The organism is Phytoamicus setariae (genome assembly GCF_016722925.1).
Classification (GTDB): domain Bacteria; phylum Pseudomonadota; class Alphaproteobacteria; order Rhizobiales; family Rhizobiaceae; genus Rhizobium_E; species Rhizobium_E setariae.
Genome location: NZ_JAEQNC010000007.1, coordinates 253,603 through 271,368 on the forward strand (window position 1 = coordinate 253,603; position 17,766 = coordinate 271,368).

The 17,766-nt window shown below is 61.7% G+C and carries 16 protein-coding genes; 8 read left to right on the forward strand and 8 right to left on the reverse strand.

The window, feature by feature from the left end; genetic code table 11:
- Window positions 1-3: 3 nt before the first annotated feature.
- From JJB09_RS14770 to JJB09_RS14785, 4 genes are all read right to left on the reverse strand, one after another.
- Window positions 4-2,001 carry an acetyl/propionyl/methylcrotonyl-CoA carboxylase subunit alpha gene (locus tag JJB09_RS14770; protein WP_201659694.1) on the reverse strand — a complete coding sequence of 666 codons (1,998 nt, stop codon included), beginning with the start codon at window positions 1,999-2,001 and terminating at the stop codon, window positions 4-6.
- A gap of 7 nt (window positions 2,002-2,008) precedes the next feature.
- Window positions 2,009-3,613, reverse strand: coding sequence for a carboxyl transferase domain-containing protein (locus JJB09_RS14775; RefSeq protein WP_201659495.1), 1,605 nt, complete (start codon window positions 3,611-3,613; stop codon window positions 2,009-2,011).
- An 11-nt stretch (window positions 3,614-3,624) separates the two neighbouring features.
- The gene (locus tag JJB09_RS14780) at window positions 3,625-4,797 is read right to left on the reverse strand and encodes an isovaleryl-CoA dehydrogenase (protein ID WP_281431833.1); all 1,173 of its coding nucleotides are present in this window, start codon (window positions 4,795-4,797) and stop codon (window positions 3,625-3,627) included.
- Window positions 4,798-4,948: 151 nt separating this feature from the next.
- Window positions 4,949-5,827, reverse strand: coding sequence for a LysR substrate-binding domain-containing protein (locus JJB09_RS14785; RefSeq protein ID WP_201659498.1), 879 nt, complete (start codon window positions 5,825-5,827; stop codon window positions 4,949-4,951).
- An 85-nt stretch (window positions 5,828-5,912) separates the two neighbouring features.
- On the opposite strand from JJB09_RS14785, the gene JJB09_RS14790 reads away from it, so the two are divergent.
- From JJB09_RS14790 to JJB09_RS14800, 3 genes are all read left to right on the forward strand, one after another.
- Window positions 5,913-6,383, forward strand: a complete 471-nt coding sequence (locus JJB09_RS14790) for a nucleoside deaminase (protein ID WP_201659501.1) — start codon at window positions 5,913-5,915, stop codon at window positions 6,381-6,383.
- 12 nt (window positions 6,384-6,395) lie between these two features.
- Window positions 6,396-7,643, forward strand: coding sequence for a cyanate transporter (locus JJB09_RS14795; RefSeq protein ID WP_201659504.1), 1,248 nt, complete (start codon window positions 6,396-6,398; stop codon window positions 7,641-7,643).
- A 102-nt stretch (window positions 7,644-7,745) separates the two neighbouring features.
- Window positions 7,746-8,336, forward strand: coding sequence for an ankyrin repeat domain-containing protein (locus JJB09_RS14800; RefSeq protein WP_343229030.1), 591 nt, complete (start codon window positions 7,746-7,748; stop codon window positions 8,334-8,336).
- 92 nt (window positions 8,337-8,428) lie between these two features.
- Here JJB09_RS14800 and pmtA read toward each other — a convergent pair whose 3' ends face one another.
- The 4 genes from pmtA to JJB09_RS14820 form a co-directional block, all read right to left on the reverse strand.
- A complete protein-coding gene (gene pmtA / locus JJB09_RS14805; protein ID WP_201659507.1) occupies window positions 8,429-9,025 on the reverse strand; it encodes a phospholipid N-methyltransferase PmtA in 597 nt (198 codons plus the stop codon).
- 267 nt (window positions 9,026-9,292) lie between these two features.
- Window positions 9,293-10,204 (reverse strand): amidohydrolase family protein, encoded by a 912-nt coding sequence (locus JJB09_RS14810; RefSeq protein ID WP_201659510.1) that lies wholly within the window; start codon window positions 10,202-10,204, stop codon window positions 9,293-9,295.
- Window positions 10,205-10,212: 8 nt separating this feature from the next.
- Window positions 10,213-11,154 carry a threonine ammonia-lyase gene (locus JJB09_RS14815; protein ID WP_201659513.1) on the reverse strand — a complete coding sequence of 314 codons (942 nt, stop codon included), beginning with the start codon at window positions 11,152-11,154 and terminating at the stop codon, window positions 10,213-10,215.
- Complete coding sequence (locus JJB09_RS14820) at window positions 11,151-12,167, reverse strand: succinylglutamate desuccinylase/aspartoacylase family protein (RefSeq protein WP_343229031.1); 1,017 nt, start codon at window positions 12,165-12,167, stop codon at window positions 11,151-11,153. Before JJB09_RS14820 ends, JJB09_RS14815 begins: the two co-directional genes overlap by 4 nt.
- A 259-nt stretch (window positions 12,168-12,426) precedes the next feature.
- Between JJB09_RS14820 and JJB09_RS14825 the strand changes: the two genes are divergently transcribed.
- Genes JJB09_RS14825 through JJB09_RS14845 form a run of 5 tightly spaced genes read left to right on the forward strand, consistent with a single transcriptional unit; the run spans window position 12,427 to window position 17,715 of the window.
- Window positions 12,427-13,266, forward strand: a complete 840-nt coding sequence (locus JJB09_RS14825) for an IclR family transcriptional regulator (RefSeq protein WP_201659516.1) — start codon at window positions 12,427-12,429, stop codon at window positions 13,264-13,266.
- A gap of 7 nt (window positions 13,267-13,273) precedes the next feature.
- Complete coding sequence (locus JJB09_RS14830) at window positions 13,274-14,515, forward strand: extracellular solute-binding protein (protein WP_201659519.1); 1,242 nt, start codon at window positions 13,274-13,276, stop codon at window positions 14,513-14,515.
- Window positions 14,512-15,600, forward strand: coding sequence for a Gfo/Idh/MocA family protein (locus JJB09_RS14835; RefSeq protein ID WP_201659522.1), 1,089 nt, complete (start codon window positions 14,512-14,514; stop codon window positions 15,598-15,600). The genes JJB09_RS14830 and JJB09_RS14835 overlap by 4 nt, the downstream gene beginning before the upstream one ends.
- Before the next feature lie 55 nt (window positions 15,601-15,655).
- Complete coding sequence (locus JJB09_RS14840; protein ID WP_201659525.1) at window positions 15,656-17,335, forward strand: hypothetical protein; 1,680 nt, start codon at window positions 15,656-15,658, stop codon at window positions 17,333-17,335.
- Window positions 17,336-17,370: 35 nt separating this feature from the next.
- Entirely contained in the window at window positions 17,371-17,715 is a 345-nt protein-coding gene (locus tag JJB09_RS14845) for a RidA family protein (RefSeq protein WP_201659528.1), read from the forward strand.
- The last annotated feature ends 51 nt before the right edge of the window (window positions 17,716-17,766 follow it).

The following is a 17,766-nucleotide window of genomic DNA, read 5'->3' on the forward strand; positions in this document are numbered from 1 at the left end:
TGATCATGCCTCCGGTTCGAACACGACAAGCAAAGCGCCCGCCTCGACCATGGTGCCGATGGCGCAATTGAAACTCGCGACCACGCCCTTGGACGGCGCGCGTACAGTGTGCTCCATCTTCATCGCCTCCATGACGACAAGTGGACGCCCTTTTTCGACTGCCTCGCCGGGCTTGGCGAGTATAGCACGAATGATCCCCGGCATGGGCGAAGCCAGTCCGCCCGAATGCGCTTCATCGATTTCGACATCCAGGTTATCGACGACGGCAACGCAGTGATTCAATCCGTCAACAACAAGCTCGAAGTGCTTGCCGTCCCTGAAGAAAAAGCCCTTTCTCCTGATACCTTCGAAGGTGGCGTGCAAGCTGCCGTCCGGTTCAAGCTTCCCTTCCACCGTCTGTACTTTCCCTTCCAGTTCTAGAAGGTAGGCTCCCGATCCATGCACCACCTGCAGTTCCGCACGTTGACCGCCGATGGAAAAATCAAGTCTTTCCCGCCTCGATGCGTTCAGGCGGAAAGCGCTCATATCAGCCCAGGGGCTATACGGATCGATTGATCTCGCGGCAGTATCGGCCATCTCCGCCCGCCGCGACAGCAGAAGTCCAAGTGCCGCCATGGCGACCAAATGCCATTGTGGCGCTTCCACCACCGGAAACAGAAGTCGTTCGTGGCGTTCGATAAAACCGGTATCGAGCTCAGCGGCAGCAAACTCTGGTTGAGCTGTCAGCCGTTCCAGAAAGCCCGCATTGTTGGCGACACCGCAGATCGCGACCTCGGCCAACGCTTTGCTGAGTCGCCGGACGGCAGATATCCGGTCGAGATCCCAAACAACCAGTTTTGCAATCATCGGGTCATAATGGACGGTGATCTGGTCTCCCTCGCGAATGCCGCTGTCGATGCGGAGGTTGGGACCGGCTTCCGGCAGACGCAGATGTGAAACCGGTCCCGTCGACGGCAGAAAGCCGTTGGCCGGATCCTCGGCATAAAGCCGCGCCTCGATCGCATGACCGTTGATGTCGAGATTGGCCCAGCCCGCAGGCAGTGCTTCGCCAGCAGCAACGCGCAACTGCCATTCGACCAGATCGAGCCCAGTGATAAACTCGGTCACGGGATGCTCGACCTGCAGGCGCGTGTTCATTTCCATGAAATAGAAATCGCCGTTGCCATCGAGCAGGAACTCGACTGTGCCCGCCCCTACATAGCCGATGGCAAGGGCTGCAGCCACGGCTGTTTGTCCCATCCTACGGCGCAGTTCATCGGACAGCCCCGGGGCCGGCGCCTCCTCGATCACCTTCTGGTGACGCCGCTGGATCGAGCAATCGCGTTCGAACAGCGAGTAACAATTGCCATGACTGTCGGCAAAGACCTGGACCTCGACATGGCGCGGGCGCAGCAGGTACTTTTCCAGCAGCATCCTGGCATCACCAAACGACGACAGGGCTTCACGCTTGGCACCCTCCAGTTCTTCCAGGAACATTTCGGGCGTCGCCGCAACCCGCATGCCCTTGCCGCCGCCGCCAGCCGATGCCTTGATCAGCACGGGATAGCCGATCTGGGCGGCCTCCTCGCTCAGCCGGTCGTCTGCTTGTTCCTCGCCGTGGTAGCCGGGCACGACCGGCACCCCGGCGTCGGCCATAAGCGCCTTGGCTTCGCTCTTGCCCCCCATTGACCGGATTGCCGATGGCGGCGGACCAATGAATACCATCCCGGCCTCGGCGCAGGCGGCAGCAAAACCAGCGTTTTCGGAAAGGAACCCATAGCCCGGATGGATCGCCTCAGCGCCTCTGGCTTTCGCCACCGCGATCACCTTTGCGATATCCAAGTAGGACTGGGCAGCGGGTGGCGGACCGATTTCATAGGCCTCGTCAGCCATGGCCGCGTGCCAAGCCTCGCGGTCTGCTTCGGAGTAGATGGCGACGGTCGAAACCCCCATCCGCTGGGCCGTACGGATGACGCGGACCGCGATTTCACCCCGGTTTGCGATCAGGATTTTTGAGAACATCGCCATTTCACATCCTGAAAATGCCGAACCGGGTCGGCTCGATGGGGGCGTTCAACGCGGCGGAAATGGCCAGCCCCAGCACCATGCGCGTATCGGCCGGATCGATGATACCGTCGTCCCAGAGCCGGGCACTGGCGTAATAGGGATGGCCCTCGGTTTCGTATTTGTCACGGATCGGCGCCTTGAAGGCTTCTTCCTCGTCTGCACTCCAACTCTTGCCCTGCGCTTCCAATCCGTCTCGGCGCACCTGAGCCAGCACCGAGGCCGCCTGCTCGCCGCCCATGACGGAAATGCGCGCATTCGGCCACATCCAGAGGAATCTCGGCGAATATGCCCGGCCGCACATGCCGTAATTGCCGGCCCCGAAGCTGCCGCCGATCACCACGGTAAACTTCGGGACCTTGGCGCAGGCAACGGCAGTCACCAGCTTTGCCCCATCCTTGGCGATGCCGCCTGCCTCGTATTTCTTGCCGACCATGAAACCGGTGATGTTTTGCAGGAACACAAGGGGAATGCCGCGCTGGGCGCAGAGTTCGACGAAATGCGCTCCCTTCAGCGCCGATTCCGAAAACAGGATGCCATTGTTGGCGACGATGCCAACGGGATAGCCTGAAATATGGGCAAAGCCGCAGACCAGCGTCGTGCCGTAGAGTGCCTTGAACTCGTCGAAGGCGCTGGCGTCGACGATCCGGGCGACTACTTCGCGCACGTCGAAGGGTTTGCGGGGATCGGACGGGACGATCCCATGCAATTCCTCCACGGGATAACAGGGCTCCTGAGGCGGACGAATATCGAGATCGACGCGCTTTTTGCAATTGAGCGTGCCGACGATGCTCCGCGCCATCGCCAGTGCGTGCCGGTCGTCATTGGCGTAGTGGTCGGTAACGCCGGAAATGCGCGAATGGACGTCAGCACCACCCAGTTCCTCCGCAGTGACAACCTCGCCCGTTGCAGCCTTCACCAGTGGCGGACCGGCAAGGAAGATCGTGCCCTGGTTTTTCACGATGATCGACTGGTCGCTCATTGCGGGCACGTAGGCGCCGCCCGCCGTGCAGCTTCCCATCACCACGGCGATCTGCGGAATGCCCTCTGCCGACATGGTCGCCTGATTGTAGAAGATACGGCCGAAATGATCGCGATCGGGAAACACCTCGTCCTGGTTGGGCAGGTTTGCGCCGCCGGAATCCACCAAGTAGATGCAGGGCAGACGGTTCTCGCGGGCAATCTCCTGCGCCCGCAGGTGCTTCTTCACCGTCAGCGGATAGTAGGTGCCGCCCTTCACCGTCGCATCGTTGACGACGACGACGCATTCGCGACCGGAAACCCGACCAATACCCGTGAGAATGCCCGCGGCGGGAACTGGCTCGTCATAGACCTTGTAGGCCGCAAACTGCGATAGCTCGAGAAAGGGTGTGCCGGGGTCGAGCAGGCCATCGATCCGGTCCCTCGGCAACAGCTTTCCCCGCGACAGATGCCGCGCCCGCGCTTTCTCCCCGCCCCCCATGGCGATCTCTCCAACCTTTGCGCGCAGGTCATCGACTAGGCTGCACATGTAGTCGCGGTTGGCTTGAAAAACCGGATCGTTGCGCAAGAGGCAGGATTTCAGTCTCATTGCGCCATCCCTCAAGCGTTGCTCTTGAACAGTTCGCGGCCGATCAGCATGCGGCGGATCTCCGAGGTGCCTGCCCCGATCTCATAGAGCTTGGCATCCCGGAGCAACCGGCCCGCCGAACTGTCGTTGACGTAGCCGCTGCCGCCCAGAAGCTGGATCGCATCGAGCGCCACCGCCGTGGCCCGCTCGGCGGCAAACAGGATGGCGCCAGCCGCATCCTGGCGTGTGATACGGCCGTTGTCGCAGGCTCTGGCAACCGCATAGACATAGGCCCGAGAGGCGTTCATCGCCGTGTACATATCGGCGATCTTGGCCTGCACCAGCTGGAATTCGCCGATCGCCTGCCCGAACTGACGGCGCTCGCGGCTATAAGGCAGCACGAGATCGACAGCCGCCTGCATGATGCCGATCGGTCCGGCCGCCAGCACCGCCCGCTCATAATCCAGACCGCTCATCAGCACGCTCACCCCGTCATTGAGCTTGCCGAGAACATTGTCCTCCGGCACCTCGCAATCCTCGAAGACGAGTTCCGATGTGGGCGAGCCGCGCATGCCGAGCTTGTCGAGTTTTTGCGCGGGCCTGAACCCCCGAAAGGTCTTTTCGATCAGAAACGCGCTGATGCCGCGCGCACCTGCCGCCATATCCGTCTTGGCATAGACCACGAGCGTATCGGCCTCATGGCCATTGGTGATCCACATCTTCGATCCGTTGAGCATGTAGCGGTCGCCGCGTCGATCCGCCCTGAGCCGCATCGAAACCACATCCGAACCGGCCTCCGTTTCGCTCATCGCCAGCGAACCGACATGCTCGCCGGAGATCAGTTTCGGCAAATAGCGCGCCTTCTGCGCGTCGGTACCCCAGCGGTGGATCTGGTTGATGCAGAGATTGGAATGCGCGCCGTAGGAGAGGCCGATCGAGGCGGAGGCGCGGCTCACCTCCTCCATCGCCACGCAATGGGCGAGATACCCCATGGCTGCGCCGCCATACGCTTCCGATACCGTGATGCCATGCAGCCCTAGCGCGCCCATCTCTGGCCAGAGATGGCGGGGAAACCTGTCATCGCGGTCGATGTCCGCTGCCACCGGCTGGATCTTGTCGTCGGCGAATTTTCGAACCGTTTGGCGAAGCGCCCCGATATCCTCACCGAGGTCGGCATCGAAAATTGCGGCAAGATCCATGCTCATCGGACGACCTCACTTGCGCTGGCAAAAGACCTCGCCATCCCGCACGGCAATCCGGATGCTGCCACCCGGACAGAACGCACCAGCACTCGCTCATTGGTAGCGCGAAATTGGGAAAATAGCGACAGGTCTGTGCGATATCGACACCGGCTTTTCAGCTGCCGGTATTTCCACCGTGACCACCACGATCGATCGCATCTGCCAAAGCCGCAGCCACCGCAAGGATCAGCGCCGATGCATCCTGCCGATGATGGATGGCAATCTCCATCGGCGGAATTTCGGGCAGCCCTTGCGCCTCCGTGAGCACCCGGTGCACGGGTAGCGCCGCGCGCAAAGGCAGCAGGCCCACTCCCAGTCCATCAGCAATCGCGCTCTGGATGCTGGCAAGGCTGGAACTCGTATAGACGATGTTCCAGCGCCGCCCGGCGGCGTCGAGTGCCTGCGTCATGTCGCTGCGATAAAGCCCGTGCGGCGGAAAGGCCACAAGTGGTAGCGGATCCGCCTCGATCACCGGATGCATGGCGCTGTCAAGCCATCCGAGGGGGTCGGGCCAGCGCGTCACGCCGTCCTTGCCCCCACTGCGTTGCTTGACCACCACCAGATCGAACTCACCGACATCGTAGCCGCGCCGCAGGTCCTGGCTCAGACCGCTTGTCACATCAAGCGTGACTTTGTCGTGGCTGCGGATGAAATCGGCCAACACCGGTGTCAGGAAAGCCGACGCCAGATCTTCCGGCAGGCCAAGCCGCAAGGTTCGGTTCATCGAAACTCTCGAAAGGGTCGCAACCGCCTCGTCGTTGAGACTGAGCATTCGCCTTGCATATCCCAGCAATTGCTCGCCCGCCTCCGTCGGCCGCACTGTGCGTTTGCTCCGGTCGAGCAGCCGCAGCCCCGCCGTTTCCTCAAGCCTGAGGATTTTCTGGCTCACCGTCGATTGTGTCAGGTTGAGGTGGCGGGATGCCGCCGTGAAGTTGCGCGCATCGACCACGGCGACGAAAGCATGGAGCAGGTCCAAGTCGAACAATGTATTCATAAAGACACTGGTTATCATCCTTACATTTAATTTCCAAATGCAAAACCCAGGGTGTAAGCCTTCCACGAAAATTGAAGGACACCCGATGACGACAGATGCAGAATTTCTGACCGAAGCGGTCGCGCTGGCTGTCGACAATGTCCGCGAGGGCGGCCGGCCATTCGGCGCCGTCGTGGTCAAGGATGGAAAGGTCGTCGGACGCGGCGTCAATCGCATGTGGGCCGATAACGACCCAACCGCCCATGCCGAACTTCTGGCCTTGCGGGCGGCAGGCGCGACCTTGGGCACCCCCAACCTCGAGGGCGCGGCCGTCTATGCCAGCGGGCAACCCTGCCCGATGTGTCTGGCTGCGATGCGGATGTCCGGCGTGAAAAAGGCGATGTTTGCCTATTCCAACGACGACGCCGAGCCCTATGGCCTGTCGACCGCGGAGATCTATGCCGAACTTGCCGGTCCGCTCGATCCCGCGCGGCTCGCAGTTTCGCATTCCCCGGAGGCGCAGGGCGAGCAGCATCTCTACCGGCTCTGGCAAGGCCGCAGCCAAAACGCCTCCTGAGAGTTTCCGCTCATGCAGCCATCGTCAGAACGAACATCCCCGGCGGGCGGCCACTGGCTGTTCATCGCAACCGTCGTCGTGGTGGCACTCAATCTCAGGCCATTCCTGACAGCGCCCGGCCCGCTATCCGCAGCCATAAGCGCCGACACAGGCATGAGCTACGACGCCATGGCGATGATGACGCTGTTGCCGACGCTGCTGATGGGTTTTGGCGCGCTCGCTGCCCCTTCACTGCAGTCCGTGATAGGCACCCGGCGCGGCCTGCTGATGGCACTACTGCTGCTGCTGGTGGGGTCGGCTTTGCGGTCCGTGGCCACAAGTGCATCCCTGCTACTGGCCACCGCGGCGCTCTGCGGGCTGGGTGCGGCCTTCATCCAGGCGGTGTTCCCCGGCATCATCAAGGGCCGGTTCCCTAACCGGGTGCCTGCGGTCACAGGCCTCTACTCCGCCATGATCATGGCAGGCGGCGCGCTTGGCGCCCAACTGGCACCGCGCCTGGCGGGCGCGGACGGAGACTGGAAATCAGCGCTTGCCTGGCTCGGCCTACCCGCCGCCGTGGCCTTCCTGCTGGCCAGTCGCACGCTTGGCGACGTGCAAACCTCCGCCCACCAGTCATCGTTGACTGGCACGCTGCTGCGCCGGCCGCGAACCTGGTTGCTGATGGCCGGCTTCGGGCTGGTCAATGGCGGCTATTCGTCCATGGTGGCATGGCTGGCACCCTACTATCAGTCGCAGGGCTGGAGCCTGACGGACAGTGGCAATCTCGTTGCGGCCATGGCAATATTTCAGGCCATCGCCGCGCTGGCGATCCCGGCGCTGGCTGCGCGCACCGGCCGCGACCGGCGCCCCTGGCTCTGGGTTGTGCTGGGTATGCAGGCAATCGGCTTCTTCGGGCTGGCGTTCTTGCCGAGCGCCTCGCCGGTTTTCTGGGTTGCCCTCTGCGGGATGGGCCTTGGCGGTTTTTTTGCGCTTTCGCTGGTCACGGCGCTCGACCATCTTTCCGATGCAAGGCAGGCGGGGGCTCTTGCGGCCCTCATGCAAGGCGGCGGCTTCCTGATCGCAGCGCTTGCGCCGCTGGCATCCTCGCTGTTGCATGGGATGACCGGCAGCTTTGCGGCAGGCTGGATGCTGAACCTCGCCTGCGTTGCTGTCATGTTCGTTCTCTATGTCAGGCTGAACCCGGCAAACTACGGCAAGGCCATGGCGATGCACACGTCTCCTGAGCCGGAAACCGGCGCGGCCCACCAAGCAGTGACATAGCTATCGAGGAGGTCTGCATTGCCCCGTATTACGAAAGCGTTGCCAGTCGCCTTGGTATCCATCGCCTTGATGCTATTTCTACTTCTTTCGACAGGAGCGACCATGGCCTCTGAACACACGTTGATTGCAGCTGCCGAGCGCGGCGATATCAAGATTATCCAGACTCTGATCACGGATCGGGTGCCCATCGACGGCCGCGACGGAAACGGGCGAACCGCGTTGCTTGCCGCCACCCATGCCAACCAGATCGATGCTGCCCGGCTGCTGATCGAAGCGGGTGCCGACGTCAACGCCAAGGACAGCATCCACGACAGCCCGTATCTTTATGCCGGCGCGCGAGGTCATCTCGAAATTCTGCGCATGACGCTTGCCCATGGCGCCGATCTCAAAAGCACCAACCGCTACGGCGGCACAGCGCTGATCCCGGCGGCCGAGCGTGGTCACGTGGAAACCGTTCGCACCCTGATCGAGGCGGGCGTCGAGATCGACCACGTCAACAGGCTCGGATGGACCGCACTGATCGAAGCGGTCATTCTCGGTGACGGCGGACCGCCTCATGTCGAAATCGTCCGGCTGCTGGTCGACAATGGCGCCGATGTCGATCTCGCCGACAATGACGGCGTCACCGCTCTCCAGCACGCACGCCAGAAGGGCTACAAGGAAATCATCGCGATCCTTGAAGCGATGCGCTGAAGCTGCCCGTTTCCTCAGGCCATCCATTGCCCAAATCATCCAGCGCCTCGCGCCAACCTCGCGGCGGCAAGCGCTGGTGAAAGCCTCCGTACTCAGCAGGTTTTGGTGTACACCCAGAGCTGGGCCGGCGGAATATTGCGGACCACGAAGTCATAGTGCGCGATCTTGTAGCGGTCAGGCATTGCAACGACAGGTGACATCGGCCCATAGGTGATCTGGATGACCGGCCGGCCTTCGGGTATGCGCGCCAGCAGATCCTCCAGCAGCGCCACGCGCCGCTCCATAGGAAAGCTCAGCATGGGAACAGCGCAGATGACGCTGTCGAACTGCCGATGGCGGCATTCACCGAGTGCGCCGTCCAGATCGAAGGCATCGCCATTCCTGAAATCGACGCCCGGAAAACGCGCCACCAGATCGTCATAGAATTGCTTCGAATATTCCACCGAAACGATGTTTTCGGGTTTGATGCCCCGGCCAAGTATGGCCTTGGTAATCACACCTGTCCCCGGACCAAGTTCCAGCACCGGCAGACCGGAGCCGGGATTGATGACGCTCGCCATCCGTCGGGCGGTGAAGCTGGAGGTTGGGATGATGGCGCCAACCGCCTTTTTGTCCCGCTGCCACCCCTTGAAGAACCTTACTTCTTCATCGAATCTGCGACCGATACGCTCTTTCAGGCTGAAAACCATGGATCCTCCTCATCAGCATGCGACGCGGAACGTCACATACTGCCACGCGATGCCCCGGATGAACGCCAGCTTCTTGTTCTTATTTTGCGACAAAAACAAGCCATATTGCGCCAAATCCACAATTTCGGCGGAGCACATTGAATACCGCTCTCCTGCGTACCGCAACGACAAAGGGCGCACGGAAGTTCCGTACGCCCTGTGTCTCACCCAGATTCGCGATATGCAGGATGGCTGCCAGGCTTTGTTACAAAGCCGGGTGCAGCGGGTTCATCTCAAGGGCAGACCCATACGATAAACCGCATTGGCGTTGTCGTGGAACATGCGCCGCTGCTCCTCGGCACTGTAGCTGCGCACGGCAGTCTTGAAGACGTCAATCCACGCGGCAAATCCGATCTGCAAAGTCAGGACCGGATAATCGGTCGCAAACAGCACACGTTCCGGCCCGAAGCAATCGATGCCGTGCTTCAGCACATTGGTCAGGCTCTCGGCAGTCCAATCCGGGTCATAGGCAGTCGGATTGGAAAGCTTGATATGGACATTGCTGGTCTTCGCCAGATTGCGCAGCCCTGATCGCCAGCGCTCCATGCCTTCGGGCGTCCTATCCATCGGGCTACCGCAGTGGTTGAGCACGATAGTGATTTCGGGAAAGTCCTCAGCCAGCCGGCGCGCTGCCTGCATCTGCCACGGCGAGATCATCAGGTCAAAACTCATACCATGCCTGGCAAGCAGGCCGAAGTTTCGCCGCCAGACCGGATCTTCCATGCGAAACTCATCGGCAACCCGGCGCTTGGCGGGATCGGGATGCCAGGTGAGAATATCCCGGATACCGGTCACCCGCTGGTACGCCGCATGCTGCTGCAGAAGTTCCGGCGCCTGCGGATCGTGGAGCGGCGCATGGGCCACGTAGCGCGAGGCGATGCCGCCCGGCTTTTCCAGGGTCTCCAGCCATGCCGTCTCGCTGACCGGATCGACCGGATCCCAGCCGGCCTCGATATGGACAGTCGCAACGACGTTGGAGCCGGACGCTACCGTGAGGTAGTCGGCAGGCAGGAAAGCATGGCGAAGCGGCTGGAGTTCGTCGCCCTGCGGACCGGCGAGCCAGGGATGCTTGCCCTGATCGAAATCCCACAGATGATGGTGGGCATCGATGATCGGGCCGGAATAGAGCGCGTTGTCCATTTCCGCATTCACCCCGCAAGGCCTTCGGTGCCGGCACCACAGACCAGCGCGCAGACCTGCTGGTCGGCATTGAACGTGATCCGTTCCTGGCGCATGGCAGCGACTGCTGCAGCACCGCTGAGATCGGCTGCCAGCCCGAATTCGAACCACAGCCATTGCGCCGCTTCCACCATCTCATCGTCCTCGACGAGTACGATCTCGTCGATCGCATGCCGGGAAAGCTCAAAGACGCCGCGGTCGGTTTCCCCACAGGCCATTGTCGCCACGCGCGTCGTCACTTCGGGCAAACGAACGACCTTGCCGGCGGCCATCGATGCATGGAAGGTCGGGCAACCGACGGGCTCGATACCGATGATCCTGATCGACGGCTTGAGCGCCTTGAGTGCCACCGACATGCCGGTGATCAAGCCGCCGCCGCCGATGGCAATCAGCACGGTGTCGAGATCAGGGTTTTCCGCGAGCAGTTCGAGCGCCAGCGTACCCTGCCCGGCCAACACAGCCGGATCGGCGAACGGATGAAAATAGGCTGCCCCGGTCGTATCGGCAAAATCCAACGCATGTTCGTTGGTCTCATTCCAGATCGAGCCGACAATATGCACATTCGCCCCGAGCCGCTTCAGCTTCTCGACCTTCAGTGGTGCGACATTGGTCGGCACAAAAATGGTGGCGGTAACACCGGCCATCTGGGCTGCGCGCGCCGTGGCCAGCCCGTGATTGCCGCCTGACGCCGTCACCACGCCGGCGGAAAGCGCTTCAGCCGATGTCGTCAGCAGCTTGTTGGTCGCACCACGCGCCTTGAACGAGCCCGTCGCCTGCAGGCATTCGAGCTTGAGAAACAGCTGCGCCTCGGTCGGTTTGCTGCCTGTGGCGACCGCTTCCATCAGCGGCGTGCGGCGGATATAAGGCGCGATGCGCTCAGCAGCGTCCTGGATATCGGAGAGCGTGATCATGCGGCAAAATCCTTGCAAGCGGAAACGATGACAGCACAGCAGCTACCGGAGATAACGTGGCCCGGATGCCGGAGCGCATAGACGACCCCGTCCAACCCATAATGGACCACTTCGGGTGCCCGCGCCGGATTATTGAGGAAATGAATGCGCCCGGCCGGTTGTCCAGCTTTCACTTCGGTGCCGAGTTCATGATAGGGCTCGAAAACGCCCGCATCCGTGGCAAGTACATAGGCGCGATGACCGGCGATCTCATAGGCCGGCGAAAGGTCCGTGGGAACCGAAGCCGGATCGGCGCTCTCGACCACGCCAAGATGATGCAGCACGTTGTGGACGCCACGACGGCACACTTTCACCGCCTCAGGCGACACCGTACCTCTGCCAGCCATTTCCGTACCGACGGTGATCAGGCCAGCCCTGCAGGCCGAAGACGTGGACGTGCGAGGATCGCCGAGATTGGCGATGACCACAGTCATCGGCGCGCCGAATGCCGCCACCGCTGCGCGGTTCTTGCGTGCGAGTTCCGCATCCTCTGCGGGCTCGATGATCGCGCTGGGGATGATCGACAGCGACGAGCCGCCTGAATGCAGGTCGACGAACGCATCCGCCAGCGGAAACAGCACGTCATTCACGTAGGAAGAAAGTTGCTGGGTGGGCGAGCCCAGCGGGTCGCCCGGAAATGTGCGGTTGAAGTTCAGGCCATCGACCGGCGACACCCGACGCGCAGCCACTACAGCCGGCAGATTGATGGCCGGCACGATGATCAGCCGCCCGGACACTTTGGCGGGGTCGAGATCCCGGATGATTTCGCCGAGCACGATCGGCCCTTCATATTCATCGCCGTGGTTGCCACCCTGCAGGATGACCGTCGGACCCTGCCCGTTCTTGATCACCGTCAACGGAACGCGGATCACGCCCCATGCGTCATCATGCACGGAGGAAGGTAGGTTGAGAAACCCGACCTGCTTGCCATTCCGGTCGAAATCGATGTCGGTAAAACCAATAGTTTTTGTCACGTGTGAAGTCCGTCTTGCGTTCGTCGGGGCACATTCCATACGGCCTGTCTGGGCGACGCCAACCAGAAAGACCGCGACTTGAACGATAGATCGAGCAGGAATTCGGGCCATTCACCAGCCAACATCCCGTCCCTCGAAACACGTTTTATATACGATAAACAATGTTGACACATGATACGCATGCGTTCAGATTGTCAATCAGGAATTCTCTTGAGAATGGGCTAGCTTGCGACATTCCGGGAGTGGAGGACAGTTCGAAATGAAAGACGCGAAGCGGGAAACCGCGACCGAAAAGCCGGAAAGCCTCGCCAGTCAGGCGGCCTACCGGGCGCCTGCGCTCGAAAAGGGGCTGGATATCCTGGAGCTGCTGTCCGGCTATTCCGAGAGCCTCACACTCAGCCAGATCGCCCAGAGCCTCGGCCGGTCCGTGCAGGAAGTGTACCGCGTCATCATCTCGCTCGAACGCCGTGGCTATGTGGCGCGCCAGCCACCGAACGACACCTTCAAGCTAACGATGAAACTGTTCGACCTCGCCTGCAATCACCCGCCGTTGCGGCGAGTGATGGATGCGGCCCGGCCGATCATGCAGCAACTCGCAGATGGAGTGGACCAGGCGATCATCCTGAGCATTCTCGACGGCGCGATGATCCGTGTCATCGCGGTCGCGGACAACCCTGCCCCTATCGGTTTCAGGGTGCGGCTTGGCGCGCAGAGCCCGGTCCTACAAACGGCGTCCGGCCGTACGTTGCTGGCGTTCCAATCCGATGGCATGCGGCAAAACCTGCTTGCCAACCTGATGCCTGGGCTGGATGCGTCAGACAGCAAGGTGAGTGCGCTCGTGGAGCGGATCGAACAGGTGCGAGACAAGGGCTACGAAATGGTGTCCGGCGAAACCCTGCGCGGCATCACCGATGTCAGCTTTCCTATCGTCGACAACAATGGCGTGGCGCATTGCGCGTTGACGATGCCATTCCTGATCTGGGTGCAGAACAAGGTCGGGATCGAACAGGCCACCCAGCAGCTGTTTGAAGGTGCCTTAGCACTGTCGCGCGAAATTGGCGGAACCCTGCAAGCGCCGCAGTTTCCGCTTTCCGAGTAGACTGACCGTGACGCAGAAAGTCCTTAAAATTGCTCTGCGCAGTTTCGACGGGTTCGAGCGCTCGATTTCCCGGCAGTTCGAGGCCTGGCGCATCGCATCCGGACACGATGTCAGGCTGGAATGGCAGCGGTTCGAGGTCGATGACCTCCCCACGGAACTCTTCGAACGCCAGGGCCTGAAATCAGGGAAATGGGACATCGGCTTTATCTGTACCGACTGGCTCGACGCGGCGGTCAGCGGCCATCATTTGCTCGATCTTTCATCGATGATGGGTGCCAATCCCGTTTCATCCTACCCCGAAGGCTGGTCGCCTGCCCTGCTCGAAGCCCAGACATCAGGTGAACAGGTTTTCGGCCTGCCCTATCACGTCGGCCCGCAATGCCTGATCTATCGCCGCGACCTGATGGAGGATCCTGGGCTACAGGCGGCTTACCGGCAAACATATGGCCGGCCGCTCGAAATTCCCGCCGATTGGAACACATTCAAGGAAGTCGCGAGCTTCCTCTCCGAACCCTCGGCAGGCCGCTATGGCACGATTGTTTCGGCTTATCCGGATGGCCACAACACGGTCTACGACTTCTGCGCCCTGCTCTGGGCACGTGGCGGCGAACTGTTCGACGGTTCAGGCAAACCCGCCCTGTCGTCCGACGCGGCGCGTGACGCCGTGGAGTTCTACAGGTCCATGCTGCGCGAGCCGGGCCTCGTGCACCCGGAGTTCGCATCCACCACGAGCGTCACGGCCGGAAACGTTTTTGCCCGTGGCGAAGCGGCCATGATGATCAACTGGTTCAGCTGTGCTGCCTTTGCGCAATTGTTCGGCACCGAAGGCGTACGCGGCAATATCGGCGTCGCGCCCTTGCCCGGCGCCACGCCGGAGCGGCCCACCTCGCTTCTGGTCTACTGGGTGCTGGGGATCGGCGCCGGCTCCAGCGAACCCGAACTCGCCTACGAGTTTCTTCGCCATGCCGCAAGCGCCGAGTTGGATCGGATAACAGCGCTCGAAGGCGGTATCGGCGCGCGGCGCTCAACCTGGAGCGACAGCCAGGTGCTGGCGGAAATTCCCTTTTATGGCGCGATGGAGGCGATTTACCGCACCGCCCGCATGCCGCCTTCAGGCCCCGGTTTTGCCGCCCTTGGGCCGATCATCAACACGCTGATGAACCGCGCCGCTGGCACCGATATCCCCACCGCCGACCTCGTTGAAGAGGCGCGGCAAGCCGCGCTCGAAGCAGGAATTGTGCAGCAATGACATTGTTTCAAAATCTCAGGCAAATCTGGCCGATGCCCAGTGCGCCGAAATCCATCGTCATCATCGGCGCCGGCGGTATCGTCAAGGGCGCCCACTTGCCGGCGTACCGGAAATGGGGTCTTCCGGTCGCCGGCCTTTATGATCTGGACGTCGCGCGGGCAAAAACCGTCGCGGCGGAATTCGAGGTAGCAAAGGTCTATGAGAGCCTCCAAGAGGCGCTTTCGGCGCCCGGCGATGTGATTTTCGATGTCGCGCTGCCACCGCAGGCGCTGGGCCCCATCCTCACCAAATTGCCTGAGGGATCGACCGCGCTGATCCAGAAGCCGCTCGGCGTCGATGCCGCCAATGCCGCCGAGCTTGCGGCCATCCTGAAGCAGCGGCGCATTACTGCGGCCACGAATTTCCAGCTCCGGTTCACGCCGGCAATGCTGGCGGCGGAAGACGCCATCGCGCGCGGCATTTTCGGTGAGATCGTCGAACTGGAAGTGCGGCTCGCCTGCCGAACGCCGTGGGAGACATGGCCGTTTCTCACCGAACTCGACGCGGTGGAAATACCGTTGCATTCCATCCACTATCTCGACTGGATCCGGGCCACGCTCGGCATGCCCAAGAAGGTGTATGCGAAATCCGTCGGCCATCCCGATCACCCCAATCTGGCCGATGCGCGCAGCAGCATCGTCATGGACTATGGCGACAGGACGCGATGCTGCCTGAGTCTCAATCACACCCACAAATGGGGACCGGACCGCGAAGACGCGACCATTCGCATCGAAGGCACCAAGGGGGCGGCCATCATCGGCCTCGGCTATCTCATCAATTATCCCGACGGCGCACCGGAGCGGCTGGAGATGATCACCGAGGGAACCGGCTGGCAGACGGTGCCGCTTCAGGGTGAGCGCATGCCGGATTCCTTTGCCGCTGTCATGGCCAACCTGCAGCGGTTCGAAGCAGGCGAAGATGACCGGCTGCTGACCGCAATCCCGGACTCGCTGGACACAATGTGTCTCGTCGATGCCTGCCTGAAATCCAATCGCACGGGCGAGGTCTGTGCACCGCAACACGCCAAACAAGGCTCGGCGCTGTAGTCGCGCGCCGATCCCCGACACACACTGTATTCGTTTTTTTGAGGGAGCAGAAAGCATGGTTCAAAACGATAACATTGCCATTTCCGGACAGGTTCTTATCGAGGGCGGCCAGGCCTTTCCGCATGCTGCAAACAGGCTGAAGGACACCTTCAGCGGCCTGCAATGGCGTGACCGCGCGCCAAACGAAGATGCCGCCCAGCCGATCATCCGGCTGACCGGAGATGCAGGTCTGGCCGAAGGCGCTTTCAGGATTTCCACCGCCTCGGGTAGCAATGGCGCGCCCATCATCACCGTCGCCGGCGGACCGTTCTCCGGTGTCATCTACGGCGTGGAGGAACTCATCCGCCGCGGCGGCGCCAACAGCGGCCTGCTGAATGCCGGCAGCGCCCCGATCGAGGCGGCACCAGGCCTCGCCTACCGCACATTCTGGACCTGGGACCATTCCACCAACTGGGAACTGTCGCAGATCGGCCAGCAGGAAATCGGTGTGTTCAACCCGTTCCAAAAGCCGCCGTCCGGCTTCCTGGCCGACTACAAGCGGCTCGTGGACTGGTGCAGCATCAACCGCGTCCCCGCCGTCGTCATCTATGGATTCCTGCGCGACACCCATGGCGGCATCGAGACGGCGCAGGAGTTGTGCCGCTACGCCAACGCGCGCGGCGTCCGCATCGTTCCCGGCGTGGCGATCGGCGCCTATGGCGGCGTCTACTGGGAGGGAGACCATCCCTATAATCTCTCGACATGGCTGAAGAAGTATCCGCAATATGCCGCCACGCTGGAAAAGGGCGTCGGCTTCCAGCTTGAGGACCTCGCCTTCCCGCTGAACTTCCCGCGCAGCGACTACACCATGACCGCCTGCCCATCCGCGCCTGAGACCATGGACTGGATGGAAGAAGCGGTTTCGTGGCTGGCCGAAACGTTCGAAATCGGCGGCATCAACATCGAAAGCGGCGACTACGGCGTCTGTGGCTGCGCGCGCTGCTCGTCGCGCCGCAATGATCGCGAGGACTCTTCGCGCCGTGCGGGCGACACCGATGAATCCTGGTCGCATGCCGACATGATGGACAACTTCCCCCGCCTGTTTGCCGCCGCCAACGCCAAGCGCAAGGATCTCTGGACCTATTGTGAACTGCAGTGGGACAATCTTCTCGATCCGGTCGCCCACAACTCGCTGCACGCCATGCCCGAGGGCGCCATCTACCAGCACACGGCCAACAAGACCTATTGGGGGGTGCTGAAGGACAAGCTGAAGCGCGATTACGTCGAGGCGCTGCCCACCCAGCCCAACGTGCTGCGCTGCCAGTTTGCCTGCCAATGGAACGGCGACGAACGCACAGAACGCTACGCGCTCAACGCCAAGACATTCGCCTCGATGGCACAGAAGAGCCACGAAGTTGGCATGCAGGGTCTGACGGTCTGGGGCGAACCCTCGCCCTATCATGCCAATGTCGAACTCAGCTATCTGGCCTTTGCCCGCTTCTCCTATGACCCGACCCTGACCTGGGATCGCTTCATCGAGGACGACGTCGCTCCCATGCTGGGCGGTCGCAAGGCAGCAGATCGCTATGTCGCGATCGCCGAGGAAATCGATGCCAATGCGACGCTCTCCGAGGATCGACTGGAGGCTTTGCAGGCCGAAGCCCTTGATGCATCGCGCGGTCGCCCCCGCGAGGTCGCCCGCCGGTGGATGACGCTTGCCGACCAGATCGGCCGCCGCCTCTACATGGGCCGCTAATAACAACTTCATGACAATCGAAAGGTAAATCCACCATGATCAAGCGCTTCGAGGTCGGCTCCCGCATGAGCCAAGCCGTAGTCCACAACGGCACCGTCTACATCGCCGGACAGGTCGCCGATAGTGAAAACGCGTCGCTCGAAATCCAGACGGCAGAGGTCCTGGCAAAGATCGATGGCTTGCTGGCGCAGGCCGGCACCAACAAGTCGAACCTTCTGGCCGTCAACGTCTTCCTGCCGGCGATCAGCGATTTCGACGCAATGAACGCGGTCTACGACAAATGGATCGACCCGGCCAATCCGGCGGCTCGCGCCTGCGTCGAGGCACGTCTCGCCAACAGCAACCTGCGCGTCGAGATGACCGCAATCGCCAAGGTCTGATACCAGACAACGAAAAAACGGGACCGCATGTAGATGCGGTCCCGAATGCAT

Excerpts from the sequence above, each read along its gene's own strand:
- JJB09_RS14795 (WP_201659504.1), top strand. The coding sequence starts at position 6,396 with ATGCAGCCATCGTCAGAACGAACATCCCCGGCGGGCGGCCACTGGCTG.
- JJB09_RS14780 (WP_281431833.1), bottom strand. The coding sequence starts at position 4,797 with ATGAGCATGGATCTTGCCGCAATTTTCGATGCCGACCTCGGTGAGGAT.
- pmtA (WP_201659507.1), bottom strand. The coding sequence starts at position 9,025 with ATGGTTTTCAGCCTGAAAGAGCGTATCGGTCGCAGATTCGATGAAGAA.
- JJB09_RS14835 (WP_201659522.1), top strand. The coding sequence starts at position 14,512 with ATGACATTGTTTCAAAATCTCAGGCAAATCTGGCCGATGCCCAGTGCG.
- JJB09_RS14770 (WP_201659694.1), bottom strand. The coding sequence starts at position 2,001 with ATGTTCTCAAAAATCCTGATCGCAAACCGGGGTGAAATCGCGGTCCGC.
- JJB09_RS14785 (WP_201659498.1), bottom strand. The coding sequence starts at position 5,827 with ATGAATACATTGTTCGACTTGGACCTGCTCCATGCTTTCGTCGCCGTG.
- JJB09_RS14790 (WP_201659501.1), top strand. The coding sequence starts at position 5,913 with ATGACGACAGATGCAGAATTTCTGACCGAAGCGGTCGCGCTGGCTGTC.
- JJB09_RS14815 (WP_201659513.1), bottom strand. The coding sequence starts at position 11,154 with ATGATCACGCTCTCCGATATCCAGGACGCTGCTGAGCGCATCGCGCCT.
- JJB09_RS14810 (WP_201659510.1), bottom strand. The coding sequence starts at position 10,204 with ATGGACAACGCGCTCTATTCCGGCCCGATCATCGATGCCCACCATCAT.
- JJB09_RS14845 (WP_201659528.1), top strand. The coding sequence starts at position 17,371 with ATGATCAAGCGCTTCGAGGTCGGCTCCCGCATGAGCCAAGCCGTAGTC.
- JJB09_RS14775 (WP_201659495.1), bottom strand. The coding sequence starts at position 3,613 with ATGAGACTGAAATCCTGCCTCTTGCGCAACGATCCGGTTTTTCAAGCC.
- JJB09_RS14840 (WP_201659525.1), top strand. The coding sequence starts at position 15,656 with ATGGTTCAAAACGATAACATTGCCATTTCCGGACAGGTTCTTATCGAG.
- JJB09_RS14825 (WP_201659516.1), top strand. The coding sequence starts at position 12,427 with ATGAAAGACGCGAAGCGGGAAACCGCGACCGAAAAGCCGGAAAGCCTC.
- JJB09_RS14800 (WP_343229030.1), top strand. The coding sequence starts at position 7,746 with ATGGCCTCTGAACACACGTTGATTGCAGCTGCCGAGCGCGGCGATATC.